Origin of the sequence: Paraniabella aurantiaca (genome assembly GCF_050309965.1) — a bacterium.
Taxonomy (GTDB): Bacteria; Bacteroidota; Bacteroidia; order Chitinophagales; family Chitinophagaceae; genus Niabella.
Window position 1 is genome coordinate 1,914,034 of sequence record NZ_JBLOSY010000001.1, and the last position, 26,851, is coordinate 1,940,884.

At 41.4% G+C, this 26,851-nt stretch carries 27 protein-coding genes; 7 read left to right on the forward strand and 20 right to left on the reverse strand.

What is annotated here, in order from left to right; genetic code table 11:
• Positions 1-43: 43 nt before the first annotated feature.
• The 4 genes from ACLOAU_RS08195 to ACLOAU_RS08210 form a co-directional block, all read right to left on the reverse strand.
• Positions 44-625, reverse strand: a complete 582-nt coding sequence (locus ACLOAU_RS08195; RefSeq protein WP_427861377.1) for a hypothetical protein — start codon at positions 623-625, stop codon at positions 44-46.
• Between the two features lie 46 nt (positions 626-671).
• Complete coding sequence (locus ACLOAU_RS08200; RefSeq protein WP_427861378.1) at positions 672-1,502, reverse strand: undecaprenyl-diphosphate phosphatase; 831 nt, start codon at positions 1,500-1,502, stop codon at positions 672-674.
• A 71-nt stretch (positions 1,503-1,573) separates the two neighbouring features.
• The gene (locus tag ACLOAU_RS08205; protein ID WP_427861379.1) at positions 1,574-1,825 is read right to left on the reverse strand and encodes a DUF3098 domain-containing protein; all 252 of its coding nucleotides are present in this window, start codon (positions 1,823-1,825) and stop codon (positions 1,574-1,576) included.
• 49 nt (positions 1,826-1,874) lie between these two features.
• Positions 1,875-2,744 carry a cell division protein FtsX gene (locus ACLOAU_RS08210; RefSeq protein WP_427861380.1) on the reverse strand — a complete coding sequence of 290 codons (870 nt, stop codon included), beginning with the start codon at positions 2,742-2,744 and terminating at the stop codon, positions 1,875-1,877.
• A gap of 282 nt (positions 2,745-3,026) precedes the next feature.
• Here ACLOAU_RS08210 and ACLOAU_RS08215 point away from each other — a divergent pair, with 282 nt between their 5' ends.
• Positions 3,027-5,957: a leucine--tRNA ligase gene (locus ACLOAU_RS08215; protein WP_427861381.1), complete on the forward strand. Its 2,931-nt coding sequence runs from the start codon at positions 3,027-3,029 to the stop codon at positions 5,955-5,957.
• 62 nt (positions 5,958-6,019) lie between these two features.
• On the opposite strand, the gene ACLOAU_RS08220 is transcribed toward ACLOAU_RS08215, so the two are convergent.
• Positions 6,020-6,436, reverse strand: a complete 417-nt coding sequence (locus ACLOAU_RS08220) for a DUF4488 domain-containing protein (protein ID WP_427861382.1) — start codon at positions 6,434-6,436, stop codon at positions 6,020-6,022.
• A gap of 376 nt (positions 6,437-6,812) precedes the next feature.
• On the opposite strand from ACLOAU_RS08220, the gene ACLOAU_RS08225 reads away from it, so the two are divergent.
• Together ACLOAU_RS08225 and ruvB are read left to right on the forward strand one after the other, a co-directional pair.
• Positions 6,813-8,132 carry an OmpA family protein gene (locus tag ACLOAU_RS08225; RefSeq protein ID WP_427861383.1) on the forward strand — a complete coding sequence of 440 codons (1,320 nt, stop codon included), beginning with the start codon at positions 6,813-6,815 and terminating at the stop codon, positions 8,130-8,132.
• A gap of 108 nt (positions 8,133-8,240) precedes the next feature.
• Positions 8,241-9,275, forward strand: coding sequence for a Holliday junction branch migration DNA helicase RuvB (ruvB, locus tag ACLOAU_RS08230; protein ID WP_427861384.1), 1,035 nt, complete (start codon positions 8,241-8,243; stop codon positions 9,273-9,275).
• Positions 9,276-9,527: 252 nt separating this feature from the next.
• On the opposite strand, the gene ACLOAU_RS08235 is transcribed toward ruvB, so the two are convergent.
• Positions 9,528-11,105 carry an IS1182 family transposase gene (locus tag ACLOAU_RS08235; protein ID WP_427859941.1) on the reverse strand — a complete coding sequence of 526 codons (1,578 nt, stop codon included), beginning with the start codon at positions 11,103-11,105 and terminating at the stop codon, positions 9,528-9,530.
• Between the two features lie 99 nt (positions 11,106-11,204).
• The gene (locus ACLOAU_RS08240) at positions 11,205-11,903 is read right to left on the reverse strand and encodes a response regulator transcription factor (RefSeq protein ID WP_114789993.1); all 699 of its coding nucleotides are present in this window, start codon (positions 11,901-11,903) and stop codon (positions 11,205-11,207) included.
• Between the two features lie 177 nt (positions 11,904-12,080).
• On the opposite strand from ACLOAU_RS08240, the gene ACLOAU_RS08245 reads away from it, so the two are divergent.
• On the forward strand, positions 12,081-13,622 hold the full coding sequence (locus ACLOAU_RS08245; protein ID WP_427861385.1) for a helicase HerA-like domain-containing protein: 1,542 nt from the start codon (positions 12,081-12,083) through the stop codon (positions 13,620-13,622).
• 17 nt (positions 13,623-13,639) lie between these two features.
• On the opposite strand, the gene ACLOAU_RS08250 is transcribed toward ACLOAU_RS08245, so the two are convergent.
• The 7 genes from ACLOAU_RS08250 to ACLOAU_RS08280 form a co-directional block, all read right to left on the reverse strand.
• Complete coding sequence (locus tag ACLOAU_RS08250; RefSeq protein ID WP_427861386.1) at positions 13,640-13,906, reverse strand: hypothetical protein; 267 nt, start codon at positions 13,904-13,906, stop codon at positions 13,640-13,642.
• A 506-nt stretch (positions 13,907-14,412) separates the two neighbouring features.
• Entirely contained in the window at positions 14,413-14,853 is a 441-nt protein-coding gene (locus ACLOAU_RS08255) for a carboxymuconolactone decarboxylase family protein (protein WP_427861387.1), read from the reverse strand.
• Positions 14,838-15,287, reverse strand: coding sequence for a hypothetical protein (locus tag ACLOAU_RS08260; RefSeq protein WP_427861388.1), 450 nt, complete (start codon positions 15,285-15,287; stop codon positions 14,838-14,840). Before ACLOAU_RS08260 ends, ACLOAU_RS08255 begins: the two co-directional genes overlap by 16 nt.
• A 69-nt stretch (positions 15,288-15,356) precedes the next feature.
• A complete protein-coding gene (gene truB, locus ACLOAU_RS08265; RefSeq protein ID WP_427861389.1) occupies positions 15,357-16,073 on the reverse strand; it encodes a tRNA pseudouridine(55) synthase TruB in 717 nt (238 codons plus the stop codon).
• Between the two features lie 22 nt (positions 16,074-16,095).
• Entirely contained in the window at positions 16,096-16,761 is a 666-nt protein-coding gene (locus ACLOAU_RS08270; RefSeq protein WP_427861390.1) for a DsbA family protein, read from the reverse strand.
• Between the two features lie 177 nt (positions 16,762-16,938).
• Positions 16,939-17,457 carry a TlpA family protein disulfide reductase gene (locus tag ACLOAU_RS08275; protein WP_427861391.1) on the reverse strand — a complete coding sequence of 173 codons (519 nt, stop codon included), beginning with the start codon at positions 17,455-17,457 and terminating at the stop codon, positions 16,939-16,941.
• A 73-nt stretch (positions 17,458-17,530) separates the two neighbouring features.
• Positions 17,531-18,310, reverse strand: coding sequence for an NIPSNAP family protein (locus tag ACLOAU_RS08280; protein ID WP_427861392.1), 780 nt, complete (start codon positions 18,308-18,310; stop codon positions 17,531-17,533).
• Positions 18,311-18,421: 111 nt separating this feature from the next.
• On the opposite strand from ACLOAU_RS08280, the gene mnmE reads away from it, so the two are divergent.
• Together mnmE and ACLOAU_RS08290 are read left to right on the forward strand one after the other, a co-directional pair.
• A complete protein-coding gene (gene mnmE, locus ACLOAU_RS08285; RefSeq protein WP_427861393.1) occupies positions 18,422-19,774 on the forward strand; it encodes a tRNA uridine-5-carboxymethylaminomethyl(34) synthesis GTPase MnmE in 1,353 nt (450 codons plus the stop codon).
• Between the two features lie 17 nt (positions 19,775-19,791).
• Positions 19,792-20,196: a hypothetical protein gene (locus ACLOAU_RS08290; protein WP_427861394.1), complete on the forward strand. Its 405-nt coding sequence runs from the start codon at positions 19,792-19,794 to the stop codon at positions 20,194-20,196.
• 9 nt (positions 20,197-20,205) lie between these two features.
• On the opposite strand, the gene ACLOAU_RS08295 is transcribed toward ACLOAU_RS08290, so the two are convergent.
• Positions 20,206-20,724: a hypothetical protein gene (locus ACLOAU_RS08295; RefSeq protein WP_427861395.1), complete on the reverse strand. Its 519-nt coding sequence runs from the start codon at positions 20,722-20,724 to the stop codon at positions 20,206-20,208.
• 823 nt (positions 20,725-21,547) lie between these two features.
• The gene (locus tag ACLOAU_RS08300) at positions 21,548-22,036 is read right to left on the reverse strand and encodes a hypothetical protein (RefSeq protein ID WP_427861396.1); all 489 of its coding nucleotides are present in this window, start codon (positions 22,034-22,036) and stop codon (positions 21,548-21,550) included.
• Between the two features lie 308 nt (positions 22,037-22,344).
• Between ACLOAU_RS08300 and ACLOAU_RS08305 the strand changes: the two genes are divergently transcribed.
• Positions 22,345-22,587 (forward strand): helix-turn-helix domain-containing protein, encoded by a 243-nt coding sequence (locus ACLOAU_RS08305; RefSeq protein ID WP_427861397.1) that lies wholly within the window; start codon positions 22,345-22,347, stop codon positions 22,585-22,587.
• Between the two features lie 225 nt (positions 22,588-22,812).
• Here the strand turns inward: ACLOAU_RS08305 and ACLOAU_RS08310 are convergent, their stop codons facing one another.
• From ACLOAU_RS08310 to ACLOAU_RS08325, 4 genes are all read right to left on the reverse strand, one after another.
• Positions 22,813-23,391 carry a DUF4276 family protein gene (locus ACLOAU_RS08310; RefSeq protein ID WP_427861398.1) on the reverse strand — a complete coding sequence of 193 codons (579 nt, stop codon included), beginning with the start codon at positions 23,389-23,391 and terminating at the stop codon, positions 22,813-22,815.
• Positions 23,384-24,595 carry an AAA family ATPase gene (locus ACLOAU_RS08315; RefSeq protein WP_427861399.1) on the reverse strand — a complete coding sequence of 404 codons (1,212 nt, stop codon included), beginning with the start codon at positions 24,593-24,595 and terminating at the stop codon, positions 23,384-23,386. The genes ACLOAU_RS08310 and ACLOAU_RS08315 overlap by 8 nt, the downstream gene beginning before the upstream one ends.
• Positions 24,596-24,640: 45 nt before the next feature.
• Complete coding sequence (locus tag ACLOAU_RS08320; protein ID WP_427861400.1) at positions 24,641-25,813, reverse strand: hypothetical protein; 1,173 nt, start codon at positions 25,811-25,813, stop codon at positions 24,641-24,643.
• A 314-nt stretch (positions 25,814-26,127) separates the two neighbouring features.
• Positions 26,128-26,703 carry an FEKKY domain-containing protein gene (locus ACLOAU_RS08325; RefSeq protein WP_427861401.1) on the reverse strand — a complete coding sequence of 192 codons (576 nt, stop codon included), beginning with the start codon at positions 26,701-26,703 and terminating at the stop codon, positions 26,128-26,130.
• Positions 26,704-26,851 lie beyond the last annotated feature (148 nt).

The window sequence follows — 26,851 nt, forward strand, 5'->3', positions numbered from 1 at the left end:
TCTTAAGGATACCCCCTCGTTTCGAACCTTTGATTGGTATAATTTATTCTTCAGTGTTACAAGATAATATGCGCGAAATAGCGGCGCTATTACCTGCTTCTTTTAAGCGATAGATGGTTTTTGAAAGGTCACCGATGGCATTGGCATCTAATTGCACCCCCGAATCACTTTCTATTTTTTTAATCAATTGATTATTGGAAAAATAGTAGCGGTTCTGATAACTGGTCTCATCGGGATTGGCGGCTCCGCCGTAAGTATTGTTTTGGTAAATAAATACCAGCTGATGCTTATCAAAATAATACTCCTCTTTCCAGGATCCGTGGTCTTCACCACCGGCATTCAGCATTTTCACCAGTTCATTATTCCTGTAAAAATAAGTAAGCGTACCGCCCATCGGAGGGGCTTCGCAGGTGGTATCGGCTTCCCATTCAAATGACTTTTGAGTAAGCTGCTCCTTATTTATATTAGCATATACTTCTTTAATATGCTTAATAATTGAGGTGGTGTCTGATACCGGTGTACTTACGATAATCGAGGTATCTGTTGTAACTGTTTCCGGTTGCTTGGGCGTAGAGGTACAGCCAGGGATCACAGCCACCAAAACAAGAACGGGTAATATTTTCATATACGGTGTATTAAGGGCAGTGTAAGGGTTTTGAGGGAAGAAGGTTTTACCCGATAACTCCCCGCGATAAGAGTATTAGCAATATAATACCGACGATAATGCGATACCAGCCGAAGATCTTAAATCCATATTTCTTCAGGTAATTAATGAAAAATTTAATCGCCAGGATCGCCACAATAAAAGCTACGATATTGCCTACGGCAAAGGCGATCATATTGTCCGAAGACTGGGTGATCAGCTCATATCCTTTGTGTTCAACACCGCCGATATCCCATTTTTTAAGAAACAATGAGTAAAGGGTTGCTGCAGCCATGGTAGGCACTGCCAGGAAAAAAGAAAACTCAGCGGCGGCACTGCGGCTTAAGCCTTGTTGCATACCACCAATAATAGAAGCGGCGCTGCGGCTTACACCGGGTATCATTGCAATACACTGCCACAGACCTGTTAAAAATGACTTGCCATAAGTAATTTCCTTTTCCGAATGAATTTTAGGATTCTTAAACGCCTTATCTATAAATAATAGGATCACGCCGCCAACCAATAAAGAAATAGCTACTGTAGTAGGGCTTTCCAATAGCTCATCTATTTTATCAGAAAATAAAAAACCCAGTAGTAAAGCAGGTATAACGCCTACCAGAAGTTTGAAGTAGAACTTCAGCTTGCCGGTTTTAATAGGGTCGATAAACTTTTTCCAGTACAACACTACAACCGCCAAAATAGCTCCCAGCTGTATTGCTACCTCAAACAGTTTGGTGAATTCTTCCTTCTCAATGCCCATAAATGAGCTGGCAATGATCATATGCCCGGTGGATGAAACGGGGAGATATTCGGTAATTCCTTCTACAATGGCGATAATAATAGCTTCAATCAGATTCATAAGTATGGGTTCGTACTATATAAAAAAAGGCGATACTGCTGCATCGCCTGTATATATTTTAAGATCAGGATCTATTTTGATTTTTTGAAAATGGCATAGCATTCTATAGCGAGGCCTATAAATATCAATATAGGCGCAATAGTAATACGTGTAGTACTGTACACTTCTTCAGGTTTAAATTCAGCAGGATTTTCGCTTCTGCCGCCCGCCATTAAAAACATACCTAAAGCAATAACCACCACACCCAGCAACATCCATATATAATTGCTTTTGTCGAAGAGAGCAGGACTGCTTGAATATGTAGTAACCGTATTTTCAGACATATAAAATATTTAGAACTGCAATATTAGTATTGTTTTTTCAAAATAACCGTTAATAAAGGTCATCCAGCTTTTTCTTCAGGTATTTCAAAACACTGGTGTGCGTGCTCACCAGGGTAATGAGAATGCCCAGGATCAGCATACATGCAAACAGGAGGCCTAATTGGGCATTGTCCTGGATGGTGTTAAGGTAAGGTACCCTGTTGATCAAAACACGTATTAACGCGTAAACAGCTACAATTGCTATTACACCGCTGATTGCTCCATTGATAATGGCCCTTATATCAAGAGGTTTGGCGATGAACCACCGGGTAGCACCCACCATTTGCATGGTCTTGATAATGAACCTGTTACTAAACATGGCAAGTCTGATAGTGTTGTCGATGAGAACAATAGCAGCTAACAGTAATAGAATTGAAACACCGAGTAGTATCCAGTTTAAAACACTTATTTTGCTATCTAAACCTCCCACCAAAAGCTCCGGATAAGTGACTTCCGTAACATAAGTTTGTTTTTCCAGGTCAAGCCGGATATTTTTAAGCGTATCGGCGTTCAAATACTCCGATTTGAGCTTAAAATCAATGCTTTGTGGCAGTGGGTTTTCGGTTAAAATACCTTCCCAGCTCTCATTGCCATCGGCCAGGTATTTGGCTTTAGCCATTTGCTTCGTAGTAAATACGTACTCTTTAATATAAGGCCTGGATGCGATGTACTGAACCAAAGCAGTACTGTCGGAAGCTGCCAAAGGCTCCCGCAGGTAAACATTTACCTCTACTTCTTCCTTAAAATGCTGCCCTAAAGTGCGGGTGTTAATCACCAGCCAGCCAATGACACCCAGCAAGAAAAGCACCAGGGTTACGCCCAGTATACTCATGAAATAAGATGCTTTTCCCCTTTTTACTGCTCTTGTTTTGCCCGCCATAAATTATTTAAGTTCAATGTTCGAATGTTTGGGATTTAAGGTTTAGTTCAAATGTTAATTGAAAGCCGGTGAAGCGAACCTTTAAACATCAGACCTGCCCGTCCGGTCAGGCGGGCTTTTAACTTTAAATTTTACCGTCTCGCAAATTTAGTGTATCCGGTCTACAATGCTTAAATTTGCGCCTTTTAATGCGTAGGCTTATAAAGGCTATCCTGCAAAGACATTAAGGATAACCGTATTTCTGAGTTTGTGCATGCGGCATCATCAAAACAATAGTACTACATGGACTATAATTTTAACTCGATCGAGAAAAAGTGGCAACAACAGTGGAAGGACAGCCAGGTTTATAAGGTAAGCAACGACAGCGAAAAGCCTAAATATTATGTACTGGATATGTTTCCTTATCCAAGTGGTGCTGGTCTCCATGTGGGTCACCCCCTGGGTTATATTGCCAGCGATATTTATGCACGTTACAAGCGCCTGAAAGGATTTAATGTACTACATCCCATGGGTTACGATGCTTTTGGGTTGCCTGCTGAGCAATACGCGATTGAGCATGGCGTGCATCCTGCGGTATCAACCGATAAAAATATAGCTACTTTCCGCCAGCAACTGGATAATATTGGTTTTTGTTACGACTGGAGCCGGGAAGTACGCACCAGCGACGCGCGGTATTATAAATGGACCCAATGGATATTTTTACAGCTGTTTAAAAGCTGGTTTAATCGCAAAACGCAAAAAGCAGAAAGCATTGATGAGCTTGTAAAAATATTTGAAGCAGAAGGAAACCGGCATCATCCTTTTCCTAATGAAAAATACCAGGTAGCTAATTTCGGGCTGCATGTATTTAACGCGGCAGACTGGAAATCGTTTGATGAAACTACCCGCCAGCATATTTTAATGGAATACCGCCTGGCTTACTGTGGCTATGGCGAAGTGAACTGGTGTGAAGCGCTGGGAACTGTTTTGGCTAATGATGAAGTAGTGAACGGCGTAAGCGAGCGCGGCGGCCATCCGGTTGTAAAAAAGAAACTACGTCAATGGTACCTGCGTATTACTGAATATGCAGATCGCCTGTTGCAAGGCTTGCAAACGGTAGACTTCAGTGAAGCCATGAAGGAAATGCAGACCAATTGGATTGGAAAGAGCTCAGGCGCTGAGATCGAGTTCCAGATCGCCAATCATAAGGCTAATGTGGTTGTATACACTACCCGACCTGATACTATTATGGGTGTAGACTTTATGGTAATTGCCCCGGAGCATGAGCTGGTAAGGCAGATCACTACCGAAGAACAGCAGAAAGAAGTAGATGAGTATATCGATTATGTGAACAGCAGAAGCGAGCGTGAACGTATGGCCGAAAAGCGCATCACGGGTGCTTTTACCGGTGCTTATGCGGTAAATCCTTTTGATGAAACCAAACATATTCCTATCTGGATCAGCGAATATGTTTTAGCAGGATATGGAACCGGAGCTATTATGGCCGTGCCATGCGGAGATGAGCGTGATTATAGATTTGCCCAGCAGTTCAAGATACCTGTTACCAATATTATTGGTGAACATTTTAACGGGGAGGACGCGAATGCTACCAAAGATGCAGTTTTAAGTAACTCTGGCTTCCTGAACGGTGTGCCTATGCGTGAAGCGATGGAGTTGGTGATCAATGAAATTGAGAAACGCGGCATAGGTAAACGTAAGGTGAATTACAGGATGCGTGATGCCGCTTTTAGCCGTCAGCGCTATTGGGGTGAACCATTCCCTGTAAAATGGATCAACGGGGTGGCCTATGCTTTGGACGAAAGCGAGCTACCTTTAACCCTGCCGGAAGTAGACTCTTATAGTCCTGGCCCTGAAGGAGAAGGTCCTTTGGCCAATATTGCTGAGTGGACATCGCAGCACCTCGAAACGAACACCATGCCGGGCTATGCCGGTTCGTCCTGGTATTTCCTGCGTTATATGGATCCGCAGAACGACCAGGAATTTGCAGGGCGTAAAGCTACTGACTATTGGAACCAGGTTGATTTATATATTGGTGGTACCGAGCATGCCGTAGGTCATTTGTTGTATAGCCGCCTGTGGACAAAAGCCCTGTACGACCTGGGCCATATCGGATTTGATGAGCCCTTTAAAAGGCTGGTGAACCAGGGTATGATACAAGGTAGCAGCCGGTTTGTATACAGAATGCAGGCTATCGCAACCAAAGAAACCACGGGAGAGAAAACAGAGTTCCAGTTGATCTTAAGTAGTAATTATGCTACGAAGCTAACTGATGAGCTCAATGAAGCCGATTCGGATTTCAAGCATCATGCGGCTATCAATAAATTAGTTCATGAAAAGCTACAGGACAAAGAGTACATCATTAATTTCTCTCCGATTGTGAAGTTGCATGTTGACGTAAACATCGTTGACGGTTTTGAGTTGGATATAGAAAAATTCAAGCAATGGCGTAACGGAGAGTATGCTAATGCTGAGTTTGTACTGGAAGATGGTAAATACATCTGCGGAGCGGAAGTAGAAAAAATGTCCAAATCCAAGTTCAATACTGTTAACCCCGATGACCTGGTAAATAAGTATGGTGCAGACACGTTCCGCATGTACGAAATGTTTTTAGGACCTGTAGAAATGAGCAAGCCCTGGGATACCAAGGGTATTGAGGGTGTGCACCGTTTCCTTAAAAAACTATGGCGTTTATTTTATAAAGAAACGAATACCGGCGAATCAGTATGGCAGGTAACCACCGATGCAGCGTCGGATGCTGAGCAAAAGGTGTTACACCGCGCTATTAAAAAGATTGAAGATGATACCGAACGTTTCAGCTTTAATACCGGCGTGAGCGGCTTTATGATACTGGTGAATGAGTTAACCGATCTTAAATGCCACAAGCAGGAGATATTACAATCCTTGCTGATCATGCTGGCGCCTTATGCCCCACATATTGCAGAAGAGTTGTGGCATACTTTAGGACATACCACATCGGTGATCAATGCAGCTTACCCTAAACTGGAAGAAAAATACCTGGTAGAAACCAGTAAAGAATACCCCGTTTCCATCAATGGTAAAATGCGTACTACCATGGTTATAGCCTTAACTGCAGAGCAGGCGGAAGTAGAACAATTAGTATTGGGTAACGAGGTGGTTCAAAAATGGGTAGAAGGTAAAACACCTAAAAAGATCATCTATATCAAAAATAAAATGGTTAATATAGTTGTATAACTGTGTTAATCTTCAACATGCTTTATTAAATCTCCGTTACAGACGGAGATTTTTTTATACTGTTAATTTACAATTATAGTAAACGGTACACGTCTGTAGGTTTCCTTACCTTGAAAGTTATTAATGGTATAACTTATGGTAAGTGTATTGGGATTATCCATTTGGTACCGCAATACAACATTTATTTTGTTCAATGCAGCGTTTTCATGCTCCTCTACTTTTTCAATATAAGTAGAGTCGGATTGTATTTCGTAGGAGCCGCTAAGGGTTTTCACAAATCCAAGCGGTGTTAGTCTTACATTGGTAACATCGCCGCCGGTGCCAAATATCTTTAAAAAGCCAGTAGGCCGGTTATTGATCTGCATCTCCCAGATGCCCGCCAGATCTTTTGTTTTGGGTTTGGGGTCGGAGGAAAAGGACGAAAGGAAAAAAGTAGCAGCAAATAGCGCTACAGCTATTGGTGTTGTAATTTTTCTCATAATTATGGAGTGAGTCAGGTTTCAATATACAACATATTCCGTCACAGCTAGAATGCAGTTACACCTTTAAGAAGTAATGAAGGCTGGCTCCCCTAAATTATTTATCGTTTTTCACTGGATATTTTATTGTAATTTAGGAATAGTTTTTGTGTCAATGTATTTTACGAAAGCTCTGAACCCTGTCCGCCATATGATAGGTTATTATAATTTTGAAAGCCATTTATTTTAGGGTGTTTGGGATATTGGGCGATATAATTGCTGGCTTGAGCGATAAACAAGGTTATTACGGCTATATTTTAAAATCTGTAAAAGACTTGCTTATAATTTCGCACTCATAAATTTTCAAACCAAAATTTCAATAATTAAAAATACAATTATGTCAATCAACATCGTAGATCTTGTTAAGAACTATGTTTCACCGGATCTGATCTCTAGGGCCAGCACATTGCTTGGTGAAAGTGACAGCGGTATTTCAAAAGCGCTTTCTGGTTTAATACCTTCAATTTTAGGCGGTGTAGTGGCAAAAGGAACACAGTCGGAAGCCGATGCCGGACAATTGCTCAATGCAGCAAAAGAAGCGAACAGCTCGGGTTTACTAGGTAATCTTAGCTCCTTTTTCGGTAATGCCGATTTACAGGCACAGGGAACCAGCTGGTTTAATAAGATCTTTGGTGGACAATCGAATACAATTATTGATACTATATCCAATTTTGCCGGAGTAAAGTCGTCATCATCCAACTCATTAATTAGTATGGTTACGCCATTAATTATGGGTTTATTGGGAAAACACGCAACTGAAAGCAACCAGGATGTCAGTAGCTTTTCGGGTTTTTTAAATACTCAAAAATCTAATATTTTAAGTGCATTGCCTTCGGGATTAGGATCACTGGCATCTACACTTGGCCTGGGGTCATTGGGAAGTACTGCCCGTGAAGCGGTAGAAAATGTAGAGCAGGCTTCTACAGCTACTTATAATTATGCAGAGCAACAGGCAGAAAGAGCCGGTGGTGGAATGAAATGGCTGCTCCCGCTTTTGTTATTGGCAGCACTTGCATTTTTACTGTGGTGGTTAATGGGTAAAGGTTGTAAGCAAGGAGAGGGCACTACTGGTTCTGATACTGTTGCAACGGCTCCATTAGATACGGCGGCTGCATCAGCACCTGCTACAACAGCCAGCGGCACATTAGATACGGCTAGCGGCAATTACATTTACAATGTTGGTGCCGATACTGAGATTAAACTGGCAGACGGTACCACCTTAAAAGTAGGGGAAAACAGTACCGAAGCGCGGTTGTACCATATGCTTAACGATGCCGTATTTACGGTTGATACGGTGAATAAATCCGCCAACTGGGTAGTGTTAGATCGTGTGTATTTCGAAACCGGCAAGTCGGTTTTAACTGCCGAATCAGCTGCGCAAATATTAAATATAGCGTCCATCCTTAAAAACTTCCCTAAAGCAGCAATTAAATTGGGTGGCTATACTGACAATACAGGCGATGCTGCTATCAACAAAAAAGTATCTGCAGAGCGCGCTAAAATTGTTTCCCAGGAAATGGTAAAAGCGGGTGCTGATGCCAAACAGGTAGTGGAAGCAGAAGGTTATGGTCCTGAGTTCCCTGTTTGCGAAGCGAATGACACTCCTGAATGTAAGGCACAAAACAGAAGAGTTGACCTGAAAGTAGCGGTGAAATAAAAGGCTATACTACTAACCCATAAATGGAGCCGCCTCTGCAAAGAGGCGGTTTTTTGTTGTAACCTATAAGTTACGGTTCAGATATTCGTATTTATCTTTGACGTACAAATGAGCAATCCCAATTTAAACAAAGAGAAGCAGGGGCTGAATGCTGCTGAACGTGAGTTTGAAAATACCATCCGGCCCGGGCAGATTAAAGAATTTGCCGGGCAGCCACAGCTTATTGAAAACCTCACGATATTTATAAGAGCGGCCAAGATCAGGGGCGAAGCGCTGGATCATGTGTTGTTTCATGGACCTCCCGGCCTGGGTAAAACAACGTTGTCGCGTATAGTGGCTAATGAGTTGGGCGTTAATATCAAAGAAACCAGCGGACCCGTAATTGAAAAGCCCGGAGACCTGGCAGGTTTATTAACTTCTCTGGAGCCTAATGATGTATTGTTTATTGATGAGATACACCGGTTAAGCACCGTAGTAGAAGAATACCTGTATGCAGCAATGGAAGATTATAGGCTGGATATATTAATTGATAGCGGCCCTAATGCCCGTAGCATACAGCTTTCGCTTAACCCTTTTACATTAATTGGAGCTACTACCCGTAGCGGATTGTTAACCGCTCCGCTTCTTTCGAGGTTTGCGATCAAATCAAGATTGGAATATTATTCTGCCGAAACATTGACTAAAATTGTATTACGCGCGGCGAAAATTTTGGGCACTACTATATCCAACGATGCGGCCAGAGAAATAGCCAAACGCAGCCGTGCCACACCCCGTATCGCCAATGGCTTGTTACGCCGGGTGCGCGACTTTGCACAGGTGCTGAACGATGGCGAAATTGACCTGGGTATTACGCAGCACGCTTTAAAAGCATTGAATGTAGATGAATATGGATTAGATGATATGGACAATCGCATATTGCTGGCGATTATTGATAAATTTAAAGGAGGACCTGTTGGCATTACCACTATTGCCACTGCCGTAGGAGAAGAAGCCGGTACACTTGAAGAGGTATATGAGCCGTTCCTGATACAGGAGGGCTTTATGCAACGTACACCCCGTGGCCGTGAGGTTACACATAAAGCATATGAACATTTAGGAAAGAAGCCCAACAGAGGTGGAAGCAGTTTGGAGCTGAATTTTTAAAAATAGTATATTCCCTTTGGTTTTAGAAAGATGCTATTCATTTAGTAACCATGAAGGAGTTAAGGATAGTAAAGAAAGAGTATAATTCTGTCTCATTGATTGGGGCTGACTAAAAAGGTCAAACGTCTCAATATTTGAAAAAGTACAGTTCACTTATATGGGCTGTACTTTATTTATTTAAGTTTTCGGTTTCACAATAATATCTGCAGTAATAGGGGATATTATGAGTGATAAACGTACTTTTTTTGTTTATCAGGCTGCTTTATTGAGTTTTTTTATTGATACTTTTCTCAGGTTGTGTGCCATAGCTACCAATATAAACTCTGTTTTTACTTTTTGAAGACCTCGCAGGTGGAAGCGACGGAAGTCCATATTGTGTTTTATATCTCCAAAACAGCTTTCGATCTCTGTGCCTCTTTGTTTTTTCAAGGACTGTCCCAGTTCTGTGTGAAGGTTTTGCCTTGCCTGCTGCTTAAAGGCTTCCAGTTTTTCGTTGATCTCTATCTTTCGGTTCTCCCCTTTAGTCGATTTACAACACTGTTGATAAAAAGGACAGCCGGAGCAATTATTACATTCATAAACTTTTACCTCTGATTTGTAACCGGTACGTTTATGCGTTTGTTGGTGTTTGCCTTTAAAAATAAGTAGTTGCTTATTAGGGCAGCTATAAGTATTTGTGAGTATATCATAGATAAAGTTGTCCTTTAGAAAAGAATTTTGCTGATAAGCTTTGGTTTGTTCTTTGTGATATAGCGGGAACTTCATATAACTGGCTATTTCATTTTGTTGTAGCAGTTCATAATTCTGCTCTGTACCAAAGATGCTGTCAGCAATAATCCTGTCGGGCTGGCAAGGTTGTTGGCTGGCTATGGCGTGCAGGTGATCATTAAAGCAGGCTCCATCGTTGGTCGATTGATGAACGCTCACCCCGGTAATAAACTGATCCTCGCTACCTGCCAGTACATTGTAGGCTGGCAGTACTTCTACCTTATTTTTCATCATCATAGCTGTGGCATCGGTATCAGTTTTATTGTAACCACTACGGTTGCCGGCTTTTTGAATCTGATTGTTATACTTTTCTATCTTGCCTTCAGCATCTTTTAACTTCTTTTTCAGTGTGGTGGCCTTGCGTCGTTTGCTCTTTACAACAGTATTGCGTATGACATCGTTGAGTGTAGCTGCCTTTTGGGCTATTGCTTCCCGGCTCACGGTAGCAGCTTGTCCATGTTCTTCCAGATCAGCTTGCCCATAGGCTTTATCTTCCTGCCGGTTCAGCTCATCTATTTGCTTAAACAACTCCTGGCATTTTTCTACAGCCTTCAGACCATACCGCTCTGCATTTTTCTTCCATACCATTTTATGCTGATTGGCATCTGCACGCAATGTTGTTCCATCGCAAAAATAATTTTCCAGCTTGATATACTGATGAGCTACCAAAAACTCCAACAGCTCTTTAAACAATGCTTCTATTACCTGTTTGGCTTTGCTGCTGCGGAAGTTATTAATCGTACGAAAATCAGGACGGTTCATAGCTGAAAGCCACATAAAATGAATGTCCTGGCTCAGTGCCTTGGCTATCTTGCGGCCAGTATAGATCTTTACACAATAGGCATATAATAACACTTTTAGTAACATCCGGGGGTGATAGCTACTGGTGCCGCCACCTTTGTATAAGTTGATCAGGTCGCTGATATCCATCAACTCAACTACCTCATTAACCACCCTTACAAGGTGATCCTTGCCTATTAACTCTTCCAGTGAAGGTGGTAACAATAAATTTTGTTGAGGACTATATTGCTTAAATACTACAGAAGTTTTTACTTTAGCCATTGTAATTTTTGTGTGGTAACTAAAATTACAACTCAGCCCCTTTCTCACAAAGAAAAGGGCTGACCTTTTTGGTCAGCCCCAAATATCTTCTGATTTATTTTACGGCTGTACTACCAACCTGAAGCCGTTCCCATGAATATTCACGATCTCTATCTTATCATCTTCTTTCAGGTATTTACGTAGCTTGGCAATATATACGTCCATGCTACGGCCGTTGAAATAAGTATCGCTGCCCCATATTTTTTTCAGGGCCTGTTCGCGTGGCAGCAGGTCATTTAAATGCTCAGCCAGCATTTTCAGCAATTCATTTTCTTTGGGAGATAACGTTTGTGTATTATCACCATGAATTAACTGGCGCAGCTTCGGGTTAAAATGATAGCTGGACAAATTGTACTCTTTGTTCTCGCTTTCTTTGTTCAGCTCCTCATTACGCTTTAAAATAGCCTTAATTTTCAGTAATAAAACTTCGCTGTCAAAAGGCTTGGTAATATAATCATCTGCCCCCAGCTTGTAACCTTGTATAATATCTTCTTTCATGGTTTTAGCACTCAAAAAGAACAGGGGCACGTCCGCATCAATATCCCGTATTTCTTCTGCCAGGGTGAAACCGTCCATATGCGGCATCATCACGTCCAGCAGGCAAAGATCAAATTTCTCTCTCTGGAATGCAGCTAAACCCAGCCTTCCATCTCTTTCAAGCGTTACGTCATAATCATTCAGCTCTAAATAATTTTTCAAGACGTTCCCAAGATTAGGATCATCTTCGCATAACAAAATATGTGGTTTATTTGCTTCCATTGTATTCGTTTTTAATGTTTTCTAGCACAAATAAAGTTAATGGTTTTAATACATAAATAATAAGTGCATGAATGTTTTGTTAAAGATGTAAAAATCATGCCATTAAAAAAGCACTCATAATCATATGATTGAAATATTTATTTTTGATAAAACAAAACTATATTCAAATTAAAATCTATGTCCAATACATCCGGGTTTCTTGAAGCAGTAAACAGTGGCTACTCCTTCAAAGGAGAAAATTTTAAGATAGGCCGTGCTATGCTGGATGGCCAGGTGGTGGATGGCGCAGACGTGTTTATACCATTTAAAACATTAAACAGGCATGGCTTAATTGCCGGGGCAACCGGAACCGGTAAAACCAAAACCCTGCAGGTATTGGCCGAGGGGTTGAGTGATGCCAGTATACCGGTAGTGTTGATGGATATAAAAGGCGACCTGAGCGGTATCGGGGCTGCGGGAACGGAAAACGAAAAGATAACTTCCCGTTGCCAGCAGTTGGGTGTGGAGTTTAAGCCGGCAGCTTACCCCGTAGAGTTTCTCACATTAAGCAATGAAAAGGGTACCAGGCTAAGGGCAACGGTAAGCGAATTCGGTCCCATTTTGCTTTCTAAAATACTAGATCTGAATGATACGCAAAGCGGACTGGTAGCCATGATCTTTAAATATTGCGATGACAATAAATTGCCCTTGCTGGATCTGAAGGATTTTATAAAAGTACTGCAATACGTAAGTGATGAAGGCAAGGCTGAACTGGAAAAAGATTACGGCAAAGTATCAACTACCTCAACCGGAACCATTCTAAGAAAAGTAATAGAACTGCAGCAGCAGGGCGCCGACCTGTTCTTTGGCGAGAGAAGCTTTGACGTAGAAGACCTGATGCGCATAAGTAACGATGGTAGGGGTATGATCTCTATTGTCAGGGTTACCGACTTGCAGGATAGGCCTAAGCTCTTCTCGACGTTTATGCTGCAATTGTTAGCTGAGTTGTATGCATCCAGCCCTGAAGAAGGAGATATGGACAAGCCCAAGCTGGTATTGTTTATTGATGAAGCACATTTAATTTTCAATGAAGCCAGCGAAGCTTTATTAAGGCAGATAGAAACGATTGTAAAACTCATCCGCTCTAAAGGCATCGGTATTTATTTTTGTACGCAAAATCCTATGGATGTACCGGCTTCCGTACTATCGCAGCTGGGTTTGAAAGTACAGCATGCATTGCGTGCCTTTACTGCGGCAGACCGAAAGGTGATCAAGCAAACGGCAGAGAACTACCCTGAAAGTGCGTTTTATAAAACAGACGAATTGCTCACCCAGGTTGGTATTGGGGAAGCCCTTATTACAATGCTCAACGAAAAAGGAGTACCTACACCGCTGGTGCATTGTATGTTGCGGGCGCCGCAGAGCCGCATGGATGTGTTAACAGATGCCGAATTAAATACTATAGTAGACAACTCTAGAATAGCCAGGCATTATAATGAAGTGATTGACTCCAATAGCGCTTACGAAATATTAGTTCAAAAGCTGGAAGCCGCGGCCACTCAAAAAGAAGAGATAGCGCAGCAGAAAGAAGAAGCAAAGACACAAAAAGAAGAAAAGGGCTTCTTTGACAACCCTATTGTGAAAAGTGTGGCGCGTACCGCCGGTAATACTATTGTACGCTCACTGCTCGGTGCCATCGGGCTAAGCGGTGGAAGCAGAAAAAGAAAAAGCTGGTTTTAACCAGCTTTTTTATGTATTTAAAAATGTACGTCTATAAGGCTTATTAAAGGAATTAAGGTTCCAGCCTTTAAAACTATATAATTTTCGGTGAGCGACCAAACTGTGGTGTGCACGGTGCGCGGCCCTTCGCTGGTATTAAAAGTAATGCTTGTTTTGCTTTTAAATTCATTGCCCAGTCGTACGGCGTACTCCAGCTTTTCTTTCCAGAACGCAGACTTGTCCTCCTCCGCAGGAAGGATGGTGTAGCTGCTGATCTCCTCTTTTTCTATCAAATGTTCTAACATAGCCTATAAATTATTCTTTACTTCAAATTTAATGATAATTGACTGACGCTTAAAAAAACGAAATAGTTTTTATAGTTATGTTAAGGTATTAATTTTTATCAGTTTTTTAAAATTGTTTTATGGTTGGTTGCTAACAACCACGAGGAAGCCCAGACGGGAATAGAAATGTTAGTATCAGCTTACCTGACTCAACGTATTCCTGGCGGTTAGGTCTCCTATATATAAATTACTTACCTCCACAAAGTCATTTTTATTTTAGGTGCGAGATTGTTATCTGGAGTTGATCGATATAGTTCAGGGAGAATATCTGTTATTGCTTTGATTATGTCAGCCTGTAATAGCCAACATGAGATTGCATCTGTAAGCCGGAGGTTCATGCCTCGCTTAAAATTGAAAGCTGCTGCACTTATCACTAAATTCAATGTGTCTCCCACCTAACTGTTTAAAAAGTTGCGAATCAGCCGGTGTCCTGTATCGTTGGTCGCAGAAGTATCACCGGTAACAATCTACCTCGGTACTTCCAATTGAGTACTGATAGCAATACGGTTCCAGGCATTAATCGTTACCACCGCCATTATAATCTGCGCTACATAATTTTTATCGAAGAACTGTAAAGCTTGTTGATAGCTGGCATCAGACAAACCATGCTGATGGATCAGGGTCATTTCTTCAGTAATCGCCAGTATTGCTTTTTCTTCGGCGGAGAATAGGTCTGTTTCCCGCCATGCGTTTAACAGGAAGATACGCTGGTTGGTTTCCCCGTTTTTTAAGGCATCTTTAGTATGCATATCAATACAAAATGCACAACCGTTTATTTGAGAAGCTCGTATTTTGATCAGCTCCTTATGTGTTTTTGTTAATTGAGTGGTAGCCAGGTAACCTTCCAATCCCAGCATGGCTTTATAACCCACAGGTTCTGTCTCTGCAATGTTTAATCTTTTTTCCATTTTTTATTATTTAGTTGATCGATGCTGAATGAGTAATGCGGGATGCCCGCCAATAAAAAGCAGCCTGCAGCGCCTACCCATACGGAGTAATCCAGGGTAGGTTTAACCCCCAGGGCCATCACCATACTGGTTCCAAAAAGCACAAGCAGGCTGCCGCTTAAAAAGGCTATAGGCCTGGTTTTGTACCCTATTAATAGTAAAGCGCCAAAAACGATTTCTAAAATAGTAGCAACCACAGCAGCAGCCGCTACCAATGATTGTGGCAGAAAAAACAATAACTGGCCGGTATAGGCTTTAAAATTGGCCCAGTTGCCCCAGGTAGACTGATCACCCCAGTAGCCAAACCGGTCTGCAACGGCAGAAAATAAGGTAAGCGAAATAGCTATCCTGAAGATCAGCTGTACCCGGTTGGTGTATGAAGTTTTTTGTTGCATATTGATAAATCGAAGATCAATATTACAACGCTTTCAAAACTTAAACTGGTTTAAGAAATTAAAAGGATGTTATGGTTGTTGATCCGCGGCTTTTGCTTTTCGTTCGCGCATGGCTTTTTCAAAATCTTCCATAGACAAGGCATCAGCAACAGTAAATGAACCTATACGGGTGCGGCGCAGGCTGCTTAAATAGCCGCCACAACCAAGAGCCGCTCCAAAATCATTGGCCAGGCTGCGGATATAAGTACCCGTTGTACATACTACCCTAAATGATACGATGGGTAAGGCGGAAGCATCCACTTCAAATTCCTTAATCGTTATTTTTCTTGGCTCCAGCTTTACATCCACGCCTTTCCGCGCCAGTTCGTATACCCGCTTACCATCTATTTTGATGGCGGAATGAATAGGTGGTACCTGGTCAATTTCTCCCAGGAAACCTGCAGTAGCGTTCTGTATGTCATCAACCGATAAGTGATCGATGGGCTGAATGTTTACGGGCTCGCTTTCCAGGTCATAAGTAGGTGTCGTAGCCCCCAGGGTAAAGGTTCCTGTGTATTCCTTTTCCTGGGCCATATATTCATTGATCTTTTTGGTGAACTTACCCGTGCAAACAATCAGCAGGCCGCTGGCCAATGGGTCTAAGGTTCCCGCATGTCCTACTTTTTTTATCTTAATCAGGTTTCGAATTTTTCTCACCGCGTCAAATGAGGTCCAGTCCAGTGGTTTATCAATCAATAATACAGCGCCTTCAGCGAAATCAATAGTTTGTAAGTCTTCAGTAGTCATTGTGTATATAGCAGTGCTGAAATTAATGGGTGGTTACCTGGTTAGTGGCTGATAGTTCCTGCAAGATCTTCTCGATTCTTGCTGTAAGTGTGTCGTAAGGTGTATAGCCTTCAGCTACCAGATAAAATTTAGTATCGTTTACCTGCAATAATAATTTTGGAAAACCCGTTACCTCCAGCTGTGCGCAAAGGGCAAATTCATACCGCGCTTTTTCTGCATAAGCAGGATCTTTCAGCATTTCATAAAAAGCATCTACAGGTATATTGTATTGTTCCAGCAAATGACGGTAAGCTTCTCCGTCGCTCAGGTCACGCCCTTCTTCAAATAGTGCTTTTTGAAAGTCGGCTGCTATGGCTATTTGTTGTTCGGGCTGATATTCTTTAAAAATGCAGAGCGCTATTGCGGGTGTTAAAGATTCGGGCACCCAATCACTATCATCCGGATTTTGAATATGCCAAAGATAGTCTGCGCCAAATTTCACACCTGCCAGCTCTTCCACTCTATGGTACGCTTCGCCAATATAGCCCGCCATGGCTTTTATGGGCCTGGCCGATTCTTTGGGGATCATACCGCCGCTTAATACTTCAAAATGAAATTGATTTTGATATTGAACTGCAAAACGGCTGATCACTTTGCTAAAACCATAGCACCAGCCACAATGCGCATCATAACAATAATAAATAGTCATCCTGCAAAAATAAACCTTGTTGATTAATGGGCGACATTCTTACACGAGCGGATGTTATTTAACCGCTAAGGCACGAAGGCGCCAGGAAAAAGGTTGAATATCATTCTGTACAACAAATTTACCTGAGTTTTAGCTTCCTCGCGTCTTAGCGTCCTGGCGGTTAAAAAATTTATTCTCTTATTTGGCCAGCTTTGCATCAATCAGCTCCACCAGCTTTTTAAACTCGCCGGGTTCATAACCAATAGACTGGTAGATGATAGTGCCGGTTTCATCAATCAATATATTACGCGGAATAGATTGAGTGGCGAATTTGCTGAAAACGCCCCTGTCCACATCGGGCAGAATAGGGAAAGTATATTTGAATTTTTCTTTAAAGGGTACCAACACATCCCAGTTTTCTTCACGGCCAAAGACAAAAAGCGCAAATTTCTCGTTTTTGCTGTGCTTCTCCCATACCTGCTTTTGCATTTCGGGTAACTCCTTGCGGCAGGGCGGGCACCAGGTAGCAAACAAATTGATCAGCACCAGCTTGCCTTTGTAGTCGGCAATACTCGCTTTTTTGCCTTTTGCTGTTTCAAAATCAAAGGCCGGCACCTTGTCGCCCGTTTTTGTTGCTGAGCCGTCGCCATCAGCCTGAGCAAAACCGGCTAAGCTACCCAGCAACATTATAGCTATTATAGTCATCCATCTTTTCATGTGTACTATTTTAATAGGGGAGAAAGATATTATAATTAATGCTTTTATTTAACAGCGGCAATCGTCATTTTGTTTACAGATCAGAATAAGGTTGTGCCTTCAAATAGTTGATCTCGATACGCGATACATTATCCTGGTACGCGGGGTCCACTTTAAGCTGGTTCCATGCGGCATCATTGCTAAAATTTTTCCAGTTGCTGTTCCGGGTTTCCATATTCGCATGGGTGGTCATATACATCAGGTTCGGCATGCTTGCCCCGGCTATCACTTCCCCATAAAATACCGCGTTAAATCCCAGCCTTTTGAAAATATCTACTTCCCCACCCTGGTTAAACATTTGTACTTTGTTATGAAACAGCTTTTCGGTACCACTTTCATAACTCCGAAGTTCATACACCCTATCGGTTTTGGTACTGGTAATGCCCGGCTTTTGCAATACCGGTGCATTCGCAAATGCCTTCATCAAAACAGTTTCCATGCGGTTATACACACCCGCTTTGTTAGGCGCATTCATATAAGCCGCCGCCGCGCGCTGGTAGGTGGCATCGGTACTTAGCTTGTCGTTAATGTTGATCCATTGCTCCGGCCCCCGAAAGGGAATCAATACATACATTTTCTTTTGCTTTGCCGTATCGTTAGCCAGGTTGCTGAAGGCGCCTACCCGGGTAATACCCAACCGGTGCAGGGTGGGCAACAGGGCTTTTTCAAAATAATCGTTCAAGGCAGCTTCCTGCGTAGCCGAACTGTAATGGTAAGTAGTGAGCTGGTAGTACTCGCGCAAATTCTTCTGCGCATGGGTTGTTGTAGCGAGAAAAATAAGACAAAGCAGTAGCGTATGTTGTAAGCGGGTCATGGCAAAAAAAGATTTAACAGGAGCTTTTATAAAACAGCTGTAAATATAATCCATCGGCCGTATATAATAAGGGCGCATACAGGAGTGCTGCCGAATACATAATTTTGCGGCATGAATATGCTTCCGGGTTTGGATGATACCATCGTGGCGCTGGCAACAGCCCCCGGTGTAAGTGCAATAGGCGTTATAAGGCTGAGTGGTGCCGATGCCATTCAGATTGCTGATAAAATATTTAAAGGGAAGAACCTGCTAAAACAAGCCTCTCATACCATACATTTCGGGCATATTATTTCCGGGGATGAGGTCATTGATGAAGTGGTGGTTTCTTTGTACCTCGGCAAGAAAAGCTATACCGGCGAGAACACGGTAGAGATCAGCGGACATGGATCACCTTATATCCTGGGAAAGATCATTGAAGTGGCGGTGGCTGCCGGTGCAAGATTGGCAAGACCCGGCGAGTTTACCCAGCGTGCATTTTTAAACGGCAAGCTGGACCTGGCGCAGGCAGAAGCAGTGGCCGATTTGATTGCGGCTAACAGCAAGGCTGCTCAGCAAACGGCGCTCAACCAGTTAAGAGGCGGCTTCTCCAGCGATCTGAAAATACTCAGGGATGAACTGATCAATTTTGCGGCTTTAATAGAGCTGGAGCTGGATTTTAGTGATGAGGATGTGGAGTTTGCGGACCGGGACAAATTCAGAACCCTGATCCATAACCTAAGATCGAGGGTTACCCACCTGCTTGATTCTTTTAAACTCGGCAACGCCATTAAAAACGGCATCAGCGTGGCGATCATTGGCAAGCCCAATGCTGGTAAATCCACCTTGTTGAATGCCTTGCTCAATGAGGAGCGTGCCATTGTAAGTGATATTGCCGGTACCACCAGGGATACCATTGAGGAAACTTTGAACATACAGGGTGTATTGTTTCGTTTGATAGATACCGCCGGTATACGTGAACATAGCACCGATACTATTGAAAACCTGGGTATCGAGCGCAGTAAGCAGAATGCAGAAAAAGCGAATATCATCATTCACTTGATAGATGCTACCGATCAAGAGGAGAACGATTTTGCCTGGTTAAAGCAGTTCGAAGATAAAACCATAACTGTGTTGAACAAGGCAGATATGGTACCAGTATCCAGCATCAGGTATCAAATATCTATATCTGCTAAAAAGAAGAACAATATAGAAGCCTTGCAAGATGCCATGTATGAGAAAGCCATTGGTGAAGAAATTAATACCGAAAGTACTATTGTAACCAATGCCCGCCACCACGAAGCGCTTCAAAAAATTATTGAAAGTATTGACGCTATAGAGGAGGGCATGCAACATAACCTCAGTGGCGATCTGCTCACCATCGATATTCGCCGGGCCCTGCATTACCTGGGGGAGATTACCGGCCAGGTAGAGGTAGACAGGGATATTCTGGGGACGATTTTTGGCAAGTTTTGCATTGGGAAGTAATTGCTTAAAGTCAAACAATGTACTTTTTTAAAATGCTAAATTCCAGAGAAACTAAAATGCGGTTATTGTATAGTATATTGCTAGTTACTATTGTTGCATGTAATACTAAAACCTCTAAACCCAAAAGGCAGTTTAATGCAGTGATTACAACAGAAGATCTTACCATCCTAAATCTAGGTAGAGAGGAAAAGGATCATTATTTTACAGATACAAGCATAAGATCCGCTTATGATACACTTTGTAAATTGATTGCGGCACAATACAGAACCGGGCAATTACTTAAAAACCATAAGGCTTACAGGTTTGTTGGAGCAGATCTGTTTAATGAAAATGGTGTAAGTATTATAGACAGTGTACCTTTTGACTATTTAGAAGTTCCTTTAAAAAGATACGGAGTACCAAAAGGTTTTTGGCTCGAATAGATTTAGCTACTATTCATTTTTGTTTACAATAGCTGCAGCCACGCTCAACAGCTGCTGCAGGTGAGTAATAAAGGTATAGATGGCTACAGGCTTCATGTCATCAGCCGCTGATTGGTGAGACAGGGCTGCGGTAGTAAAAATATGCAGCCATTTTTTCCACTTAGCAGGTGAGGCCTGTCTGAAAAATACTTTTAAGTATGATAAAGCATCAGCATACGCCGCAGTGGTAAGCGATGCAGGTATTGTTTTGGTGCGGTATAAGTGCCTGTCTTTATAAAGCAGGTAAGCCGCTTCTATTAATCCCTCTAGTTGTTCGGCATAATGCAGGGCGTTGTCCGGGCTGCCCCTTCGCCAGCAATATTTTTCTTTCAGCGCTGCCCTACAGAATTCATCAAAGGCTTTGGCGTGTTCGGCAGGACTGGCGTAGCTGAAAAACTCCTTCAATATCCCTAGCGGAGATGCTTTCAGCGGATTGCTTTTGTGGGATGCCGCAGTGCGGTTTAGGTTAACACGAGGATGCTTTTTCATGGTGTTTTATTGAAGATTTGTATTGCAGATTAGGAAAATGAGGCCGTTTTACATTGCAATGTCATGGTGAGCTCGACGAACCATGTTTAGAGTCGGTATTTTTCATAAATAAATCAATATATGTTTGCTTCATTATCAACAGTGTTATAGAATTTGTTTCCTATTAATCTTTTCCACCTTTTTCTTGATAAAAAGGTGGAGCCAAAAATCAAGGCTATGATGTCTTCGCTAAAAATGAATTGCGTTGCGCTAAAATGCCTGAACTCGCTTCGCAGAGCGAGGCAGTTACCAGGTTCACGCGGGCTCAGACAGCAGGCATTTTTTACGCTCCACTTCATTCATTTTCTTAACGCTCATACATCAAGGCCGCCTGGCATCCGTTTGGCTTAAATGTGTTTTAGATGCCATTACTGGTTAGGAAGTCTGCGTGCGTAAGCCACCCTGTCTGCCGTCAGGCAGGTATTCACAGATCAGCGTTCGCCCATAACACGGTAGGTACATAGGGGCGAACACACCACTATATTCACAGATGATACCCGCCCGTACCGAACGGCACGTTCGGGCGGGGTAGCACCCTTCCCGGTCCCGAATGCTTTCGGGATAAGTGCCGCCGGGGGTCTTTTTTTCGTTCTTTTTTGCCCGCCCGGATGAACTCCGTTCGGACGGGGACAAGCAAAAAAGAACAAAGAAACTTAACCTTGAAAAGCCAAATAATAGCGAAATGCTTCAGCTGGTTGATATATAAAAGTAACAAGGGGGAAACGCCTAGTTATATCCAGCAAGCATCTGCAATCCGCAACATAGCGCGGCCTTTCCCGCTCCATCACGGTGAGCCCGAACCGTCATGCATCACATTAACAATAATGCCCGGAAACGCAGTGACAATCCGCCCCGCCGCATCCGCAATAACCGTAACCACCTGCGTAGCACTCCCACAAACATCGTAGCCGATGATGCTGTTGGCATCCCAAACCCTTTGGTAGTTGCAGCTTTGCGGCACCGGCTGCGGAATGGCTGCAAAAGCCTCTTTGATGATGAAAACAATGCGCTCCACGCCAATGGTAAACTTACCGGCGCCGGGGTGGCGGGCCATAGGCGCATAATGGCGCTCGAGTATATGTGCCAATACCGATGCGCCCAGCCACCAGTTATTACGCAACAGCTTTTTATGCTGTTTGAGTGGCAGCTGGTAAAAGGTATCCTTATGCAATTGCTGTAACCATTGCTCCGTATCGGCAATGAGAAATAAAATACGCAGCCATTGGGCTTCGTTAAACGGGTGGCGTGTGGTAGGTGTAGTAACGGCGTTCATAACAGGTGGTTTTAAAAGCACCCGCACAAAAAAGGCGTGGCGCTCAACTTACCGCTCTGAGGCCCTGAGAAGCCGTGCAACGGATAAGAGAGCTCACGCCCAGGCCGTGAGCTATTCTACTTATCATCTCGTTGCTAATGAAATTTCTCAGGTTTCAGAGCGAGATTCAAAGCGAATGCTTCAAATATTTTTATGAAGTAATCGCAAATATAAATTCTACAACTAAAGTACGTAGAAATATTAATATGTAGGGATTATTTCCCACATATATTTTTCCACAGAAATTAACCTTGCCATAAATCTATATAATGACTAAAGTTGTAGAAAGCGATTTTTTAACCCAGTTGGGCAAGCAGCTCGAAAAGCTAAGAAAGAAAAAAGATCTTAGCTATAGAAAGCTGGCGCAAAATTGCAATATAGATTATAGCGATATTAGTAAGATAGAAAAGGGAAAAGCTAACATTACGATGCTAACCCTATTGGAGCTGGCAAGGGGCCTGGAAATACATCCAAAAAAATTATTGGATTTTGATTTTGAGCTGGAAGAATGAGATTTTATGAAATGCGCAATTAGGTTCATAATATTACTTGATGATAAAAGTTATTTCAAGACAATACACCGTATTTAAAATCTTAGTACACCTGATTTTATTACTATGGCAGCTATGACGAACTGAATTAATTTCTCTTTGCCAAGACTACATCTAAAAATCTCCACTTGGTAACAAGAGCTGCATTACTACGGCTTTTTTTGAATCGACAGAAATAGACTATTGCTAAATTTTCTTGGCTGCAAATTCGTACAGTTGATTAAAAGAATCACATTTGCTTTTTAGTAATTCGATATCGACCTGTTTCGAAATTAATGGATTGTGTTTGGTATTAATGTAAATTTTAGAATTTTTAGATGCCTTTTCTATCTCCATTCCTAAAACTTCTTTAGGAGACTTAACTCTTTCTGGATGATGATATGTTTTTATATTCTTTTGAAGTTTTAGTGCAATTTTTATTGCATTAGGATCGGCTAAAAACCAAGCTTCCATTTCTTCAACAGGAATACTGATAAATGTATCGGCTATGGTAAAAGGTTCAATACTATCACGAATCGATTTGAATAAAGTGTCATGATTGTTTCTATCTAGATCATGGACTAAAATAAGCACTTTGCAGCCTCTAAGTTTAAGCTGTTTAGCCCAATCGTCGACCTTACGTTTAATTTTTCCACATCCTCTACCTACAAAAGATTTAAAGCCAATATTTTCTTGTTTTACAACCTTTTTAAGTAGCTCTTTTAAAGATTCAATATCACTTTCATCTTCAGCAATTAACCCTACTTTTTTTGGATATCTACTCATTTTCAAGACCTCCTTCTTTCCAGTATTCCCCTAGATTACCAACTTCAGATAAATAATCTTTCAAGGCTTTATAATCGCTTTTTGATAGCAATTTTGATATACTCTTCGCATTTGTTCCACTTTTAGGATGTTTTTTTACAATAAGTATATTATGGGGTTTTAATTTATCAAGCACAAAGTCAGAATGCGTACTAATAATTATTTGCTTGCGGGTCGAGTAGGTTAATATTAGAGACATTATACTATTTAAGAGCCCATGATGAACACAAACTTCCGGCTCTTCGATTAACAACAAATCATTGTCATCTGTAATAATGTAAAATATCAATGCAAGTGTCTTGAAGGTTCCTTCAGATAGCTGATTAGGTGATAATTCAATCGAATCGACAGTTACATATGGTATAATTAATTGTCTATTTTTTTCAATCTTTTCAATTTTGCCCCCCGACTTAACATTGTAAGAACTCGAAGGCATGTCGTATTCTGAAAATGACCAGTTATCTATTATTCCTATGCCTTCTTTATTAACAGTTGTTAAGAATTTCGAAAAAAGTTTTTTGTCTCTTTTGTAGGTTAAGTAAAGATCGTTAAGAAATTTTTCATGATAAATATTGTATCGACTTTGCCTGAACGGTTTGCTTTCTTCGAGTTCAAATGATATAGGGCATTTTGTCGGATCAGAAAATTGGCTAGCGCTGTAGTAGCTAATACGTCGCAAAAAATTTCTAATAGGTGTTATTAGTTGATCTTCTATTTCGAAAAACGCATCATCAAAAAAATACTTTAAAAAAGTTTTTCGACCTCCGCCTTTTATCTGATCCATATACTGCAAAACTTCAGAGGATATCTCAATCCATTTGTTAGATCCTGTAAATTCAGAAAGATTAAATTTTAGATTAGCGCCTAAAACCTCGTCATAGTTTCGATCATCTGTCTCATAAAGGATTACACCTTTCATCTCAATACTCTTATCGTTAAATAAAAAAGTTGCAGAAATCGTAGTTTGAGATCCAACATTTTTTTGCTTTTGATTTGCTATTTTCGATCCACCTCTTATCTTTTTTAGTAACTGAATTCCATTAAGGATGTTCGTTTTGCCAACACCATTCACGCCGATTAAACAAGTCAGGTCTTCTTGCAAATCTATGCTTGACTTTAGACAAGATCGGTAGTTGATGATTGCGAATTTTTTAAGTTTTACCATAGTTATAGTTTACTACTACTTGCTATGTAGCTCGTAGCTTTAATGTTATTGAAGTTTAGTACTTAATTTGGGGAACACGGTTACAATTGGATTATCAACTGCATCTGGATCACTTAAAACCTGTCTTACTTGGTTTGCTATTTCGGAACGATATGTCTCTATTTTGGGAACTAAAGAATATATATCCGTCGTGTCAATAGTTATTGTCCTTGTTTGGTTTAAGTCAAATGGTATTCTATCTGCCTTTCTTATTATCTGAACAGTTGGAAGTCTAAAGGCATGACGAAGAGCTAATTCATAAAATACATTTGGATTATGGTATGATAGATCAGCAATTACAAGTTTAGCTTTGGAAATGTATTCGATTATTTGTTTAGTAATTGTGCCTGGCTTATCGATATGGTCTGCTCTCTTTACTTCTAAATCTATTTGCTTTAAGGCTGGTTCTACAATTGCTTCCAAAAATAAATCAGAGTGTTTTCTCTGTTCCGAATTTTCCTCACCAATCGGCGTGATATAGAAGCACAAATTTTCAAAGTTTTCATACTTGTTTACACCATTACCTGAAGAAACATGAACTAGGTCGACAGTATCATTTGCGGTCGGATCATCAGGTATTGTTACGAGTGATTTAGAGGTCTTGGGCAACTCGTCGATAGCATGTTCGATGCTAATGATTCTTTCAGCACCCGAAATCGTTCTTAACAAACCTAAATATTTCAGGTTGACAATGAAAGTGTCAACAATTGCCGTTGTTTCATCTTTTTCTATATCTGAAATAAATTCACTTAAAATATCTGCGATGACACTGTGTGCTGGAAGTTTGTTATTGACGAATCTATTATAAAGTTGATTGTATACTTCAAAATTAGTAAAGGCTAAATCGAATTTAGCCTTTAACTGAATTGTATCTTCAATATCATCGTTAGTGGCTAATCCTCCATTTTTTGTCAGTTCAAAAAAATCGGCTTGGTAACCCCCAATAATTAACCCATACTTATTTGTATTAGTAACCAACGTTCGGCTAGGTCCACTGTCCGGTGATTTTTCAATTTTTTCAAATACAGTAAGCCTTCTTACTTTTTGCCCCGCTCCTAATTGATATATAACTTTAGCAAAGTCAAAACAATCCTGGAAACCAACATTTGGAAAATTTCTCCGCTTTCTAGCCTTCTTTTCAGGTGTTCCTGTCGTTTCTTCATCTTTAGTCTTAGCCATGATTTTGTTGTTTAGGTATTACTGTTGATTTTTAAGAAGCGGTATGTCTATTAGCCGCGTCCAAAACTCGTGTAAATATTCACATCACTTACTTTAGTTTGCTTAATTGAAAATTATTATTAACTATAGGGCAATCTTTGGTGTTTCCATTGGCTTCCCAAAGCAGTTTTGCTAATGTACTTATTTTTTGTAAAAGGAGATACGGTTTTCCGTATTTGGGGCGGCAGGCGTTCCTGGAGGAGATCCCTCCACTCCACTCCGTTGCGGTCGGGATGATGGTACTAAAGGGCTGACATTCGTTTTATACAACGACATCATTCGTGTATTCGTGGCAGCATTATTTTATCACTTGCCAGTTTTACGACTTTTGTCTTATAATCAACCAGTAGTTGGTAATAGGTAACCCACTCATCGTTATCGTTCCACTTACCCCAACCCTGTACAGAAACATTGTATTTAGTTGAGTTACGAATGGGCGTCATAATATAATGCAACCCATTACCTTCCTTTGCCATTTCGGCTTGTCTTTTCTCGATATAATCCAGTTTATCAACTACGGCTATTACTTTTTTCTCTAATTCAAATTCGGCATCCACTTCTCTGTTAAATTTTTCCTGCCAGTTTTTTCCGTATTTCTTTTCAATAAGCGGCTCTATAATTTTATTATGTTGTTCCGCGCTGTCCTGTAGCTCCTTAGACACGTCACAGCCAGCAACTGCATAAAATTCAATTCCCCACTTATCGGAAACGACATTTTCTGCGTTCTGTTTTTGAAAGTTCGGGAGGCCGTATGTCAATAGTCGCAATGTACTTTTAGTTGCTTTGGTCTGACTAAAGCACACAGTTGCAGGTAAGCCTGTTATTAAAACTATTAGTAGTAAGCGATTCATTGTTTTTACATTGTATGGTGCCGTAGCTATCGGGCAATCCCTGGCGTTTCCATTGGCTTCCCAAGCAGTTTTGCTAATGTACTTATTTTTTGTGTCTTCGTCAAGCTCAGACTGACATCTCTTGTTTACAGCGATACGTAATCCCCGC